The organism is Zoogloea sp., from assembly GCF_023150065.1.
Lineage (GTDB): Bacteria > Pseudomonadota > Gammaproteobacteria > Burkholderiales > Rhodocyclaceae > Zoogloea.
The window spans coordinates 84,913-98,604 of sequence record NZ_JAKLLN010000014.1; the positions used below are offsets into that span (position 1 = coordinate 84,913).

Sequence of the window (13,692 nt, forward strand, 5' to 3'; positions counted from 1 at the left end):
GGTCGGCTCCCTGCCGCGAGCGTGACAAATTTAACGAAACCCACCTACCCGGAAGAACACCACCCCACCACAGCGCTCCGGCAGACGCGGCAAAAGCCGGGCTTATCCCGGCATTGAATCAGGCGATTTGTGCAGTGCAGCATTTCGCACTAAGCTAAAGTAGCTGCCTCACGCCCACGAAGCCAGGCCGGGTCCATCTCCCACAAGAACGCGCCATGAACCCCACCAGCCCCGCCGGCAGCCGCCCCCTGCACCCCTTGCGCTGAAGAACCGCCCGCAGGAACGCTAATTGGCCCCGCCCTGCGGAGCCGTCGTCCATTCATCCAGCCCCCACTGCCCATGATCGTTCGCCCCCGCCCCACCATGCGTCAGCTCTTCTTCATCTGGAAGGGCTCCATCATTCCCCTGATCTTCCCCCAGGTGCTGTTCGTCACCGTGGTCGCCACCCTGGTCACGGTCGTCGCCACCTTCACCGGCCCGCGCTTTCCCGACTTCGCCAGCGGCCCCTTCACCTTCCTGGGCATTTCCCTGTCGCTGTTCCTCGGCTTTCGCAACAACGCCTGCTATGACCGCTGGTGGGAAGCCCGCAAGCACTACGGCAACCTGCTGGTGGTGATGCGCAGCCTGGCCCGCGACAGCCAGATCCTCGACTGTGATGCCGACGGCCGCCACCAGCGCCGCGAGCTGCTGCGCCTCGCCACCGCCTTCATCAAGGCCCTCACCGCCCGCCTGCGCGACCGCCCCGTCGCCGACGCCGTGGCAGGCGAACTGAGCGCCAGCGAACTCGCCGCACTGGCCACCGCCCGCAATCCGCCCGACCACCTGCTGCGCCGCATCACCGACCTGCTGCTCGACGCCCGCCGGCCCGGCCGCCTCGACTCGATCACCTACATGGGCCTGGCCGAGCACATCAACCAGCTCACCGCCATCCAGGGCGCCTGCGAGCGGATCCGCCACACCGCCCTGCCCTTCGCCTACACCCTGCTGCTGCACCGCACCGCCCACCTCTTCTGCGTGCTGCTGCCCTTCGGCGTGGTGCACTCCCTGGGCTACGCCACCCCCCTGCTCACCGCCCTGGTGGCCTACACCTTCTTCGGCCTGGATGCCCTTGGCGACGAGCTGGAAGAACCCTTCGGCACGGCCCAGAACGACCTGCCCCTGGACGCGATGACCCGCAACATCGAGATCGACCTGGCTGAGGCGCGGGGGCTGAGCCCGCTGCCCGCGCCCCTGGAGCCGGTGGATTTCGTGCTGATGTAAGGCCACGCGGCGCGACGGATCTCTCCCCGGGGAAACCCGTCAGACCGGTTTCAACTGCCCGGCAAATCGCTGTATAGTCGACTACATATCGACATACCCGGCAGGCATCCACCTGCACCAAGGAGCGTCAGCCGATGCCCTCCGTCCACCCGTCACCTGCCCCGGGAATTGCCCCCCACCCGGCGCTCCTGAAACACGCTGCGTGAGGCCCATCATGCATCTGCCCGACAGATCCCCCCTGTTCGTCACGGACAGCGGCACGACCACCCCAGACTGGATCAACAGCGCCTTCGGACAACCGGCTGCGCTGCCCGAAGGCCGGCCGACGCCTCGACGGGCAAGACTGATGGAGCTCGACGGCCACTTTCACTGTTCGCTGATCGGCACCTGCCTGGGCACCGGCGAACTGCGCAAACTGGTACCCCGCTTCACCGACGTCGACCGCAAGGCCAGCGATCTCGAGATCCACCACATGGCCGTCCGCCTCTCCAGCGAATCCCAGGCCGGATCGAAAGCGCTCCAGAAGCTGCTGGACACCCGCTACGCTCCGGAGATCAAACGCTTCAACCGCTACAAGTCGGCTGACGAGCTCAAGGCAGCCTGGTCGGAATGTCTCAAGGCCGGTGACGTGCCGGGTGCCTACTGGGCCCTGATGACCCACCCCGCCGCAACCGAATATCTGCGCCAGCTCGCCTTTGGCGAGGTGCACATGCTCTCCCACCTGGTGGGCGCCGCCAATCGCGCCGACATCCACCGCCTGCAGGCCCTGGAAGAAGAAAACACCCGGCTGCAAGACAAGATCGAGCGGCAGCAGGGCCGGCTCCAGGCGCTGGCCATGGAGCGGGAGGCCCTGCAGCGTCAGGCCAGGGCACGAACGGAAATCCCGCTGGACAAGCGCAGCCTGGCCCTGGAAGAACAGATCCGCGCCCTCGACAGCGCCCTCCATGCCAGGGACCAGAGCATCGCCCACCATCACGCCCAGACCCACCGCCTGGAGAGCGCACTGGGCGATGCCGAGGCCCGGATCCACTCACTGACGGTCTCCCTTCAGGAATGGAAGACGCGAGCCGACGACATGCGGGTCGAGTTGAATGCCCTCGACAGGCACCTGTCCTCTCCCCTGGAGCACCCCGGCACCACGCCGGCCCCCAAAGTCAGGCTGGAAGGCAAGCGGATTGTCTATGTGGGCGGGCGTCCCCATTCCACCCAGACCATCGCCAGCTATGTCAAATCGTCGGGTGGAGAGCTGATCATCCACGATGGCGGCGTGGAGGACAGGCGCAGCCTGCTGCCCAGCGCCATGGCGGGGGCCGACCTGGTCGTCTTTCCTGTGGACTGCGTAGCCCACAACGCCGTCACGCTGCTCAAGCGCGCCTGCGAACGCCATGGGGTTCCGTATCGGGCCCTCCGCACTGCCAGCTTTGCCAGCTTCATGGCCGCCGTGAGCCTGTTCGACGCGGGTGGCGCCTGCCCGAACGGCGGCACGGCCGCCCCGCACTTCTGCCTCAGACACGGCTAGTGCCGCGGAGCACCGGGCGCGATGGCAGGAGCAAGCCACCCCACCCTTCTCCCCAAACCTTTGATCAACGCGCCGGGGCGTGCAGGCCAATGCGGTTGCCCTCGCTGTCGGCAAGCATGGCGATGCTTCCGATCTCGGGCGACAGCCGGGTCGGCGGCATCAGCACCTTGCCGCCGGCAGCTTGGGCCCGGGCCAGGGGGATAGACAGATCGTCACCGCCGTCGAGGTAGATGACCACGAATGGCGAGGCCGGGGTGGGCTACCTGCTGCGCCCGGGCTACCGCCTGACCCCGCTGATGTTCGACCCGGAAGAGCTGGTGGCCCTGTCCCTGGGCAGCCGCATGGTGCGCAGCTGGGCCGATGGTGCCCGCAGCGAGCGGATCATCCAGCTCCTGGGGCTGGTGTTCTGGGGCGAAACCTGGACCCTCGGGGCCTGGTGCGAGCTGCGGGGCGATTTCCGCAGCTTCCGCCTGGACCGTATCGCCGAGGCGACCCCACTGGCCGACACCTTCGACAGCACCGGCATGCTCGCCCGCTACCTCCAGGCCGTGAAGGACGAGAGCTGTGAGGATGCCGCCTGAGGCGCCATTCCGGCCCCTTACTTCGCCTGCACGCCCGCTCCCGGCGCCCCTTCCCCAAGCCCACCCTCCTGCTTCCCTGACCACACGCTGTCCGGTGCTCCGTGCCGGGCACGGCGGGCAGCCGCCTTCGCCATCCAGCCGAAAGCCAGCGCGCCCACACAGGCCGTCATATCCACCCCGAGGCTGGACGGGGAGGTGTGGGCCCACATGTTCAGGCCCGGCATGAGCACGGCAACGCAGGACGTGAGCGGAATCGCCAGGGTGGACGCCGCCGCCAGCCACAGCAGACTCACCCCGGCCCGCGCCGCGCCGCGCATGAAGGCCCACGCGATACACCCGAAGAAGCAGCTGTAATAAAGGGGCCGCAGCCAGGCATCGGCATCGCCGACAAGCCCGTAAGCCCACTTGGACCCGACGATGCTCACCGAGATGCCGCAGACACAGCCGAGGCAAACACCGACAGTGGCGGCAGCCAGCAGGCGCACGTCCCGCCTTTGCGCCGGCACGCCCCCACCACTCCGCGGCTGTTTGCGGCGTCGGCTTTCGACCCACAGCAGATTGCCGCTGTAAAAGAGCCAGGCGCCGGCCAGCCCCAGCACAAAGTACATCCACTGCACCGGTGTTCCGCCAAACGCGGCCATGTGCAGCGCAAAGAAGCTGCTGATGAAAAGATTGGGCGTGCTCTGCCGGCCGGGCAGAAAATCGTTGCCGATCACCTTGCCCGAGTACGGGTCGAGCGCCGCAAAACCGCCCCGTGCCCGGGGCGAAACGGCCGCCGCATCCTTGCCCCACACCCGCACCACCGCCCGCGGCCCCGTCACCTGCTGGTACTGCAGCAGGGTCGGCTCGAAGCCCGGCGCAAAGGCTTTCGCCCGAGCCACCAGTTCGAGGGGCGGCAACATGGCCGCCGGGTCCCGCGTGGGCGCAGCCGTAGACGGCGGCGGCCGCTGAAAGGCAGTGCCCCATTTTCCGTCGTGGATCACGCTGTCCTGCACCACGTAAATGCCGTCGTGGTAGGCAAACACCACCGCCGTCAACGCCATGACCAGGTGAAAGGGCAGGCTGACGATACCCACCACGTTGTGGGCATCCAGCCACATCCGCTTCAGGTTCCTGCCCACCCGCAGGGCAAAGAAATCCTTGACCAGGGACGGCAGCAGCACCACGACACCCGAGACAAGGGCCAGGGCATACAGCACGGCAATAATCCCCATCACCCAGCGATTCGGGTCGCTGTCCACCGGCAGGCCCACCACCCGGTGAAGCACGTCGATGAAGGACGCCAGTTGGGAGGGATGGACAGACTCGATGCGCGCCTGCCCATCGGCATCGAGGGTCGCCGCGTAATGACGGACCGAGGTCTCGTCATGCTCATCCGCATCCGGATCACGCACCTGCCAGCCCATGCGCCCGGGCACCTGCTCGGTGTCCGTCAGATGGATGGTGAAGTCCCTGGCCGCCATAGGGTCTGCCGCCAGGACCCGCGCGATGAGTTGCGGCGTGTCCTCCAGGGCCACGGCCGGCATGGCCGCCGGCGGGGCCGCCCAGCGGGCAAGGGGTTCCTTGAAGACCGTCAACGCACCGGCGTAGAAGGCGATGAACAAGGCCATGCCGGCAATGATGCCGGTCCAGGTATGGACCGCTTTGTAGATACGGACGAACTCGGTTCTCATGATTCAGGCCCCAAGGATCAGAGCAGGTAGAAGGCGCCGGCCAGCCCGGCCGCGGCCATGCCGAGCCACAGCCAGGCCCGCAGCCCGCTGGAGAAGAAATAGACCCCGCTGAGCACCCCCAGCCAGATCGGCGGCACCATCCACATGGCGAGCTGCCCCCGGACGGACAGGGGCATGCCGGCATTGAGCCGGGAGAAGAGGCCGCTCAGGGCAAACGCCAGGACCGCCCCGAGCACGAGGCCGGCGAGGGTCTTGGAAAGCCAGTCTCGCTGAATCGGCGGATGGGAGGAACCGGCCATGTCAGCGCTCCCGCCCCATGCCGCGCAGGGCCCCGACATAGGGCAGCACCGCGAGGACGAGCATCAGGAGGGTGATCAGCACAAAGCTGGCTGTCAGCCGCTGCATCGCACCGGCAAGGCCCAGCCAGGCCAGGACGATCAAGGCCACCCCCGCAACGCGCGCCGGCATGACCGGCAGGGCAGTGACCCGCCAGCGCTGATTGGGCGAGGCCAGATAGAGGCAGGCGCAGCCCGCAATGCCGGCAAGGAGCCCGGTGAGGATGAGGAGGTTCATGCGTCGGAATCAGTCAGGTGTAGAAGGGGGCGTGCCAGGCCAGGGCTGCTCCAGGAAGAACTGAACGCCCCGGCTCATCGCGGGCAGCCAGACGGGGCCGTGGTCCTCGCCGGCCAGCTCGTGATAGACCACCCTGCCCTGCCCGCCGGGCTGCGCCTGCAGCTGACGGGCGAGGGCCCGGGCTTCCGGAATCATGCTTCGGCTCTTGATGAGGGCCAGCAGGTCGGGGGGGTAATTGCCCTTCGGGGGGTCGTCCTCCAGGGCGCCGACGCTGATCTGCACCCGGGGCGGGCCGCCTCGCGCCTGGCGGGCAGACTGCCCTTTCACGACCCAGTGCTCACGCCACCAGATCGACGGACTGGAGGCGATGAAGGTGGAGAAACTGTCCGGCCGGGTGAGCAGCGCATGGGCCACCAGCAGACCGCCGAAGGAGTGCCCGAAGAGCGCCTGGCGGGTCCGGTCCACGGGGTGGCGCGCCTCGATCAAGGGCTTCAGCTCCCCCTCGATGAAGTCGAGGAAGAGATCCGCTCCGCCGCCGCCATCGTCAGCCCCTGCGGCAGCACCGCCGGGGGTGTAGTCGCGCCGGCGGGCAGCGGTGTCGAAGTCCGCATCGCCCGGGTAGCCGATCCCGACCACCAGGGGCGGCACATGGCCGGTCACCTCCCGGCGGGCGGCTGCGCTGCGGGCCAGGAAGGCGGCAACCGGAAAGGCCGCGTTGGCGTCCAGCACATAGAGCACGGGATGGCCCGCCGGGGGCGGCGGTGACGCGGGCACGGACACGAAGATCCGGTACGCATGCCCGGTCTGCCGAGCCTTGATGTCCGTCTGGCGGGCAGCCGGCAGCACCACGCCGGACCACTCGGCCTCCCTATCTGCCACTGCGTCGGCCGCCGTCGCCGGGAGCCCTGCGGCCCCCAGCAGGACACCGGCCGACACACCCATCACGAGGCGTCGAATCCGCCTCATCACAGGTCGAAGGTCGCCGAGGCCGACACGGTGCGCGGCGCGCCCAGGGTCGCCATGGAGAAGCTGTCGCTGAAGCTGCCCGACCAGTAGTGCTTGTCGAAGAGGTTGTTGATGTTGAGGCGCAGCACCACCCGGCGTTGCTCCATCCGGGTCACGTAGCGGGCACCCACGTCCACCGTCGTCCAGCTGGGAATCTGCTGCTGATTGGCGGCGTCCAGGTACTGGCTGCTGGTGGTGGTGACACGCCCACTGAGGGTCAGGCCGGAAAGCCAGGGCGTATCCCACTCGCTGCCCAGATTGCCCTGCCAGCGGGGGGCACCGATGGCTTCGTTGCCGTTGTAGCGGTCGTAGGCCGTGCGCGTCTGCTCACCCTTCGTGTAGGCCAGCCCGCCCAGCAGGCGGACCGAGCGGGTGAGTTCGCCGAAGGTGTTCCATTCCACCCCACGCACGCGCTTCTCGCCCTCGTCGGTGTAGGTGGGATTGGCGCTGCTGCCGATGGCCACCATGGTCGGCTTGGTGATCTCGAACAAGCTCACGGTGTTCGAAAAGCCCCCGGCGCTCCACTTGCCGCCCAGCTCCTTCTGCTCGGTCTTGTAAGGGGCGAAGACGAAGTTCCGGTTGGTCGCCAGGGTGTCCGACACGGTGTCACCGCGGCTCAGCCCCTGCACATAGTTGGCATACAGGGAGATCGACGGCCCCCAGGGCTTCACCACCAGCGCCAGCGCCGGGGTGACGACGCTCTTGTCGTACCTGGCGGTCACCGCGCCGCTGGTCGCGCTGTAGTTGAGGGTCTTGACGTTCTGATTGCGCAGGCCGAGGGTCAGGCGGACCCGATCATCGAGGAAGGACACGGTATCCACCAGCGCAAGGCTGGACAGGGTCGTGTCACTGGTTTTCGGCGCCCGGGTCGGCGCCCGGGGCATGACCAGGGTCGTCAAGGGCGAGTCGATGTTCGACGTGACCCCCGCCGCCGAATTGGTGGCCGAACCGCTCTCCTGCTCCAGATTGGTCAGATGCAGGACGAGCTCATGCCCGACCCCGGCCGTCGCGAACTGGGACCTCAGTCCGAGCTCGGACGAGACACTGTCGGTGTAGGCGCGGGTACCGTTGGTTGTCGCGGTGAAGTTGCCGTTGGCGGCGATGTTGCGTGCATGGGTGCCGTTGATGAAGCCGACCGACTCGAAATCCATCACCCCCAGGCCGGCAAAGGCCGTCAGGAAACGATTGAACTCATACTCCGCCCGCGCCACTACGGCCTTGCTCTCCAGGGTGCCGCTGGCACCGGGGAAGAGATTGGTGCGGGGGCTGCGGGCGTCGGGGACCGGCGTCGTCGCCTGAAACCAGTACATGGCCGGCGTCCCGCCCGAGAAGGATTCCTTGCTGTAGTAGGCATCCACGGACGCCTTGAGGGCCTTGCCCCGGTAATCCGCCGCTGCCGACACGAACTCGCGCTTCTTGGACTGACCATCCAGATCCGTGTCGCCGTCATTGAACGCTCCGTTGATGCGCAGGCCCGCCTCCTTGCCCTCGCCAAACCGGCGCCCCACATCCAGAGTGGTTCCAAACTGGCTCTTGGACTGATAGCCCACCGACACACGGTTCAGGGCTTCGTCACCAGCGCGCTTGGGCACCAGGTTGATCACCCCGCCCACACCGCCACCCGGCGCCATGCCGCTGAACAGTGCACCCGGCCCCTTCAGCACCTCGACCCGCTCCACCGCCTCCAGGGGCGCATGGCCGGTGGGCGCCAGCCCGAACATGCCGTTGAGGGCAAGCTCCGAGGCGCTCACGTCGAAGCCGCGGATACGGTAGTTCTCGTAGGCGTGGCCGTTCGAGGTGGTAAAGCGCACGGACGGATCATTGGCCATCACATCGGCCACGTTGCGCGCCTGCTGATCGGCGATCAACTCGGCGGTGTAGCTGGTGATGTTGAAGGGCACCTCCATCACGTCCTGGTTACCCAGGGCGCCAAGCCGGGCCCCACGCGCCACCTGACGACCCGCATGGGGCGCGGGCAGATCGGACACACGCTCCGCATCCACCGACACCTTGACCGCCGACAGGGTGGCCTCCCCCTCTCCACCTCCAGCCCCCTGAGCCAGCACCAATGCCGGACACACGATCGTACTCACTGCCAGCGCGACCGGAGTCATTCGCAGCGCCATGTTTTCTGTTCTCCTTGAATGGATGAAACACTGGCTGGCGGCGGCTGGCTTGTGCGGAAAGCTGAGGATGTACGGGCCGGATGGCACCACGACCGCTCAACGAAAGCCGCCACTTTAAATGATAACAATTATCATTTCAATGCCGTGAGTTGACCGGCGCCCCAAAACGGCGGGACGCAACCGCCCGTCCATCACCCGTGATGGCATGCCAGAATCCACCTCCCATCACACATCGCACTGCCTGTTTCATGCGCCACGCCGCCCCCAACCCCTGCCTGGACTGCGGCGCCTGCTGCGCCAGCTTCCGGGTGTCCTTCTACTGGTCGGAGGGCGAGGCCCGCGGCCTGCCTGAACAACTTACCGAGCAGGTCAATGCCTGGTTCAGCTGCATGGCCGGCACCAACCAGGCGCAGCCCCACTGCATCGCCCTCGCCGGCCAGGTCGGCGACGCAACCCAATGCCGCATCTACGAACAGCGCCCCTCCCCCTGCCGCGAGGTGGAGGCCGGCGACAGCCAATGCGCCAAAGCCCGTACAAAGCACGGGCTGCCTGCGGTAATTTGCGAATGACTTGCATTTGCAAACAGCAACAAGTCTCGATAACATCGATCAGGTTTCCTACCTTTCCAGCATCGACCCCACCATGACCAAGCTGAAAACCCTCGCCACCCTGCTGGCTGCCAGCGTCACCCTGGGCAATACGGCGCTTGCCGCCGATACCGAGCTGAACCTCTACACCGCCCGCCATTACCAGACGGACGAGGCGCTCTACACCAACTTCACGGCCCGTACCGGCATCAAGATCAACCGCATCGAAGGCAAGGAAGAAGAGCTGCTGGAGCGCATCCGCAACGAGGGCAAGAACAGCCCGGCCGACGTCTTCATCACCGTGGATGCCGCCCGTCTGGCCGCCGCCGACCAGTACGGTATCTTCGCCGACGTCGATTCCCCGGCGCTCAAGGCCGCCATTCCGGCGCACCTGCACACCAATCGCTGGTTCGCCTTCTCCACCCGCGCCCGGGTCATCGTCTATAACAAGCTCGACGTAAAGGCCGACCAGGTACGCAACTACGAAGACCTGGCCAAACCCGAGCTGAAGGGCAAGGTGTGCACCCGCTCCGGCAACCACCCCTACAACCTGTCCCTGGGTTCCGCGCTGATCCAGCACATCGGCGCCGCCAAGACCGAGGAATGGGCCCGTGGCCTGGTGGCCAACTTCGCCCGCGCCCCCAAGGGCGGCGATACCGACCAGATCAAGGCCGTCGGTGCCGGCGAATGCGGCGTGGCCCTGGTCAATTCCTATTACCTGGCCCGCATGTTCAAGTCCACCAAGCCCGAAGACCAGAAGGCCGTGGAGCGCATCGGCGTGGTGTGGCCCAACCAGTCCAGCTTTGGCGCCCACATCAACATCTCCGGTGGCGGCATGCTGAAGACCGCCCCCCACAAGGAAGCCGCGGTCAAGTTCCTGGAATATCTGGCCTCCCCCGAAGCCCAGGACTACTTCGCCAACGGCAACAACGAGTGGCCGGTGGTGGCCGGCGTGAAGGTCTCCAACCGCGGCCTCGACGCCATGGGCAAGAACTTCAAGACCGACACCCTGCCGGTGGGCAAGCTCGCCGACACCGTGGTCGAAGCCCAGAAGATCTACGACCGGGCCGGCTTCCGCTAAGCCGGCGCAAGGCGCACCGCAATACCGTAAAGGCCGGGGAGTTCCCGGCCTTTGCATTTCCTGTCGCGCCGCAGCACATTATTGCCAATCATTCTCATTAACATTACAATTGAAACAAGATCCTACGGGCAAGCCAGCCATCAGCTAGCCAAGCCAGCCAGCCTCAGGTCGTGAAACTTCACCAATCCATCACGAGAGGCTTTGCCATGGCTCACAAGAAATCCCGCCGCGCTGCGGACCGTCACCGAACCCCCGACACCTCCGTTGCTGCACCGGCACCCGAAAAGATCGTGCTGCCCCTGGGTGCCATGATGTTTGCCGCCTCCATGGGCGCCTTCGCCCAGACGCCCGCCCAGGGCGAGGAGAAGACCCTCAAGCCGGTGGTCGTCAAGGCCGACGCCGAACGTGAGCAGGAAGGCAAGAACACCCTGCGCACCACCACCACCCGCATCGGCAAGGGCAAGCAGGAACTCCGCGACATTCCCCAGTCCGTCACCGTGGTCACCGAGAAGCTGATGGACGATCGCAAGATCGACACCGTCAAGGAAGCCCTCAAGATGACCTCGGGCATCACCTTCCTGGCAGCCGAAGGCGGCGAGGAAGACATCCGCCTGCGCGGCTTCCCCCTCAACACCACCGGCGATCTGTTCATCGACGGCATGCGTGATCCGGCCTTCTACGACCGCGACACCTTCAATTTCGACCGCATCGAGGTGCTGCGTGGCTCCGCCTCCATGCTCTTTGGCCGTGGCTCCACCGGCGGCGCGGTCAACCAGGTCAACAAGCAGGCCCGCCTGCTCGACGAAACCCAGGTGGACCTGACCCTGGGCAGCCACCAGTACCGCCGCGTGGTGGCCGACATCAACGTCAGGACCGGTGAAGACTCGGCCCTGCGCATCAACGCCATGCGCACCCTGGCCGACAACAATGGCGCGGGCACCAGCCTCGACAAGTACGGCTTTGCCGCCGACTACCGCTGGGGCATCGGCAGCCGTGACGAGTTCGAGGTGGGCTTTTTCTACCTGGAGAACAACAACGGCATCAACTACGGCCTGCCCTACATCCGCAAGAGCGCGACCGACGCATCCCTGACCACCATCCCGGTCGACCCCAAGAGCTACTACGGCGCCAAGAGCGACTACAACCACGGCTCCGCCGGCTACGCCACCTTCGCCCATACCCACCGCTTCTCCAGCGACACCGAGTTGGTCACCAAGGTGCGCAAGGGTGACTTCAACCGCGACCAGCGCGCCAGCACCGTGCGTATCGCCGGCGCCGCGCTGCAGCCTGGCGGCATCCTGGCCACCCGCGAGAACTTCAGCAACGATACCGTGCTGAACCGGGGCACCCAGAACAAGATCCAGAGCATGGAGAACCTTTTCGCCCAGAGCGACCTGTCCACCAAGTTCGAAGCCTTCGGCCTCAAGCACCAAGTGCTCACCGGTGTCGACTTTGCCTGGGAGAAAAAGATCGTCCGCGGCGCCCGCTCCGCCGCCCAGGGCGGTGTCGCCGTCCCCAACAAGCCCACCACCACCATCGGTGGCGGCGGCACCGGCTGGGTTGACGAAGACGCCCGTACCATCAGCAAGACCAGCGAGTTCGAGAGCATGGCTGCTGGCGTATACGCCCAGGATCTGATCCAGGTCGCGCCCTACTGGAAGCTGCTCGCCGGCCTGCGCTACGACGCCATGTCGGCCCAGTACGACACCTTCAACCTGACCACCAACGCCATCACCAACTACCAGCAGTCAATCTACAAGATGAGCAACCGCGTCGGTGTGCTCTTCCAGCCCTCCGACCGACACTCCTTCCACCTGTCCTACGGCACCTCGTTCAACACCTCGGGCGACACTTACTCCTACAGCGCCCAGAACGTGAACACCCCGCCCGAGAAGAGCATGAACCTCGAGCTGGGTGCCAAGATCGACTCCGAAGATCGCCGCATGAGCAGCCGCTTTGCCCTGTTCCGCGGGGTCAAGCTCAACGAGCGCAACACCGACCCGCTGCTCAACATCGCCGTGCTCTCCGGCAAGCGCCACGCCACCGGCTTCGAGACCGACGTGATCGGCAAGATCACTCCGCGCTGGGAGCTCTACGGTTCCTACACCTGGATCTGGGATGCCGAGATCGACAAGGGTGCGGAAGGTGCCGAAGGCGTGGGCGCACGTCCGTCGCTGATCCCCAAGCACCAGGGCACCCTGTGGAGCACCTACCAGGTCACCGAGAAGCTGCGTGTCGGTGCCGGCGCCAACGGCCGCACCCGCATGACGCCCAACCGCAACCCGGCAGGCCTCTACTCCGACGGCTATGTGACCTACGACGCCATGGCCGAGTACGAAGTCCTGCAGGAGCGCCTGACCGTCAAGGCCAACCTCATCAACCTGACCAACAAGTTCTACGCCGACTCGCTGTACGCCAACGGTCACTACATCCCCGGCTTTGGCCGGACGATCTACGTGACCGGCACGCTGAAGTTCTGATCCGGTAAAGGGCAGGGCCCGGAGCGACCTTGATCAAGCGCAAGGTCGCTCCGGGCAAATAGGTTTGTAATGACACGCATTCTCATCAAACCCGGCACGCCCTACTCTTCACACCCTTCAGCCATGCTCCTCCAGATCCCCGAACTCCTCACCGCCGACGAAGTCCGCCAGGCCCGTCAGGCCCTCGCCGACGCCCCCTGGGCGGATGGCCGTGACAGCGCCGGCCCCCAGGCCGCCACCGTCAAGAACAACCAGCAACTGCCCCACGACTGCGCCGCCGCCACCCTGATCCGTCAGCTGGTGCTGCGCGCCATCGACCGGCACCCCCTCTTCCTCACCGCCGCCCTGCCCAAGAAGATCTTCACCCCCCGGGTGAATCGCTACGGCGGCGACACGCCCTACTACGGTGGCCACGTGGACAACGCCATCCGCTTCCGTGCCGACACCGGCGAGCGGGTGCGCACCGACGTATCGTGCACCGTTTTCCTGGCCGACCCCGACGAATACGACGGCGGCGAGCTGCTGGTACAGGACACCTACGGCGCCCGCGGCGTCAAGCTGCCCGCCGGCCACGCCGTGCTCTACCCCGGCACCAGCATCCACGAAGTCACCGCGGTCACCCGCGGTCACCGCCTCGCCTGTTTCTTCTGGATCGAAAGCATGGTGCGCAGCGACGAGCAACGCCGCCTGCTCTTTGACCTGGACATGGCCATCATGCGTCTGCGCGAGAAGGACGGCGAGACCGACGAAGCCGTATCCCTCACCGGCACCTATCACAACCTGCTGCGCATGTGGGCCGACACCTGA

General features: G+C 66.3%; 13 protein-coding genes. 7 read left to right on the forward strand and 6 right to left on the reverse strand.

The window, feature by feature from the left end; translation table 11 throughout:
• Positions 1-339 precede the first annotated feature (339 nt).
• Positions 340-1,260 carry a bestrophin family protein gene (locus tag L6Q67_RS15745; RefSeq protein ID WP_296571317.1) on the forward strand — a complete coding sequence of 307 codons (921 nt, stop codon included), beginning with the start codon at positions 340-342 and terminating at the stop codon, positions 1,258-1,260.
• A 214-nt stretch (positions 1,261-1,474) separates the two neighbouring features.
• Entirely contained in the window at positions 1,475-2,779 is a 1,305-nt protein-coding gene (locus tag L6Q67_RS15750; RefSeq protein WP_296571322.1) for a DUF2325 domain-containing protein, read from the forward strand.
• Positions 2,780-2,843: 64 nt separating this feature from the next.
• Here the strand turns inward: L6Q67_RS15750 and L6Q67_RS15755 are convergent, their stop codons facing one another.
• On the reverse strand, positions 2,844-3,017 hold the full coding sequence (locus L6Q67_RS15755) for a hypothetical protein (RefSeq protein ID WP_296571324.1): 174 nt from the start codon (positions 3,015-3,017) through the stop codon (positions 2,844-2,846).
• On the opposite strand from L6Q67_RS15755, the gene L6Q67_RS15760 reads away from it, so the two are divergent.
• Positions 3,010-3,360, forward strand: a complete 351-nt coding sequence (locus L6Q67_RS15760) for a YafY family protein (RefSeq protein ID WP_296571329.1) — start codon at positions 3,010-3,012, stop codon at positions 3,358-3,360. The two genes, L6Q67_RS15755 and L6Q67_RS15760, sit on opposite strands and share 8 nt — an antisense overlap.
• A gap of 17 nt (positions 3,361-3,377) precedes the next feature.
• On the opposite strand, the gene L6Q67_RS15765 is transcribed toward L6Q67_RS15760, so the two are convergent.
• Genes L6Q67_RS15765 through L6Q67_RS15785 form a run of 5 tightly spaced genes read right to left on the reverse strand, consistent with a single transcriptional unit; the run spans position 3,378 to position 8,737 of the window.
• Complete coding sequence (locus L6Q67_RS15765) at positions 3,378-5,033, reverse strand: PepSY domain-containing protein (RefSeq protein WP_296571332.1); 1,656 nt, start codon at positions 5,031-5,033, stop codon at positions 3,378-3,380.
• A 17-nt stretch (positions 5,034-5,050) separates the two neighbouring features.
• Complete coding sequence (locus L6Q67_RS15770; protein ID WP_296571335.1) at positions 5,051-5,332, reverse strand: hypothetical protein; 282 nt, start codon at positions 5,330-5,332, stop codon at positions 5,051-5,053.
• 1 nt (position 5,333) lies between these two features.
• The gene (locus tag L6Q67_RS15775) at positions 5,334-5,606 is read right to left on the reverse strand and encodes a hypothetical protein (RefSeq protein WP_296571338.1); all 273 of its coding nucleotides are present in this window, start codon (positions 5,604-5,606) and stop codon (positions 5,334-5,336) included.
• A gap of 9 nt (positions 5,607-5,615) precedes the next feature.
• The gene (locus L6Q67_RS15780; RefSeq protein ID WP_296571341.1) at positions 5,616-6,572 is read right to left on the reverse strand and encodes an alpha/beta hydrolase-fold protein; all 957 of its coding nucleotides are present in this window, start codon (positions 6,570-6,572) and stop codon (positions 5,616-5,618) included.
• A complete protein-coding gene (locus L6Q67_RS15785; RefSeq protein WP_296571344.1) occupies positions 6,572-8,737 on the reverse strand; it encodes a TonB-dependent siderophore receptor in 2,166 nt (721 codons plus the stop codon). Before L6Q67_RS15785 ends, L6Q67_RS15780 begins: the two co-directional genes overlap by 1 nt.
• A gap of 248 nt (positions 8,738-8,985) precedes the next feature.
• Between L6Q67_RS15785 and L6Q67_RS15790 the strand changes: the two genes are divergently transcribed.
• The 4 genes from L6Q67_RS15790 to L6Q67_RS15805 all read left to right on the forward strand — a co-directional run bounded on the left by L6Q67_RS15790 (position 8,986) and on the right by L6Q67_RS15805 (position 13,692).
• The gene (locus L6Q67_RS15790; protein ID WP_296571347.1) at positions 8,986-9,306 is read left to right on the forward strand and encodes a YkgJ family cysteine cluster protein; all 321 of its coding nucleotides are present in this window, start codon (positions 8,986-8,988) and stop codon (positions 9,304-9,306) included.
• A 73-nt stretch (positions 9,307-9,379) separates the two neighbouring features.
• On the forward strand, positions 9,380-10,405 hold the full coding sequence (locus L6Q67_RS15795; protein ID WP_296571350.1) for an extracellular solute-binding protein: 1,026 nt from the start codon (positions 9,380-9,382) through the stop codon (positions 10,403-10,405).
• A 206-nt stretch (positions 10,406-10,611) separates the two neighbouring features.
• Positions 10,612-12,885 carry a TonB-dependent siderophore receptor gene (locus L6Q67_RS15800; RefSeq protein ID WP_296571353.1) on the forward strand — a complete coding sequence of 758 codons (2,274 nt, stop codon included), beginning with the start codon at positions 10,612-10,614 and terminating at the stop codon, positions 12,883-12,885.
• A 69-nt stretch (positions 12,886-12,954) separates the two neighbouring features.
• Complete coding sequence (locus tag L6Q67_RS15805; RefSeq protein ID WP_296571357.1) at positions 12,955-13,692, forward strand: Fe2+-dependent dioxygenase; 738 nt, start codon at positions 12,955-12,957, stop codon at positions 13,690-13,692.

Coding starts and splice junctions, on each gene's coding strand:
- L6Q67_RS15745 (WP_296571317.1), top strand. CDS start 340: ATGATCGTTCGCCCCCGCCCCACCATGCGTCAGCTCTTCTTCATCTGG.
- L6Q67_RS15750 (WP_296571322.1), top strand. CDS start 1,475: ATGCATCTGCCCGACAGATCCCCCCTGTTCGTCACGGACAGCGGCACG.
- L6Q67_RS15760 (WP_296571329.1), top strand. CDS start 3,010: ATGACCACGAATGGCGAGGCCGGGGTGGGCTACCTGCTGCGCCCGGGC.
- L6Q67_RS15765 (WP_296571332.1), bottom strand. CDS start 5,033: ATGAGAACCGAGTTCGTCCGTATCTACAAAGCGGTCCATACCTGGACC.
- L6Q67_RS15770 (WP_296571335.1), bottom strand. CDS start 5,332: ATGGCCGGTTCCTCCCATCCGCCGATTCAGCGAGACTGGCTTTCCAAG.
- L6Q67_RS15775 (WP_296571338.1), bottom strand. CDS start 5,606: ATGAACCTCCTCATCCTCACCGGGCTCCTTGCCGGCATTGCGGGCTGC.
- L6Q67_RS15780 (WP_296571341.1), bottom strand. CDS start 6,572: ATGAGGCGGATTCGACGCCTCGTGATGGGTGTGTCGGCCGGTGTCCTG.
- L6Q67_RS15785 (WP_296571344.1), bottom strand. CDS start 8,737: ATGGCGCTGCGAATGACTCCGGTCGCGCTGGCAGTGAGTACGATCGTG.
- L6Q67_RS15790 (WP_296571347.1), top strand. CDS start 8,986: ATGCGCCACGCCGCCCCCAACCCCTGCCTGGACTGCGGCGCCTGCTGC.
- L6Q67_RS15795 (WP_296571350.1), top strand. CDS start 9,380: ATGACCAAGCTGAAAACCCTCGCCACCCTGCTGGCTGCCAGCGTCACC.
- L6Q67_RS15800 (WP_296571353.1), top strand. CDS start 10,612: ATGGCTCACAAGAAATCCCGCCGCGCTGCGGACCGTCACCGAACCCCC.
- L6Q67_RS15805 (WP_296571357.1), top strand. CDS start 12,955: ATGACACGCATTCTCATCAAACCCGGCACGCCCTACTCTTCACACCCT.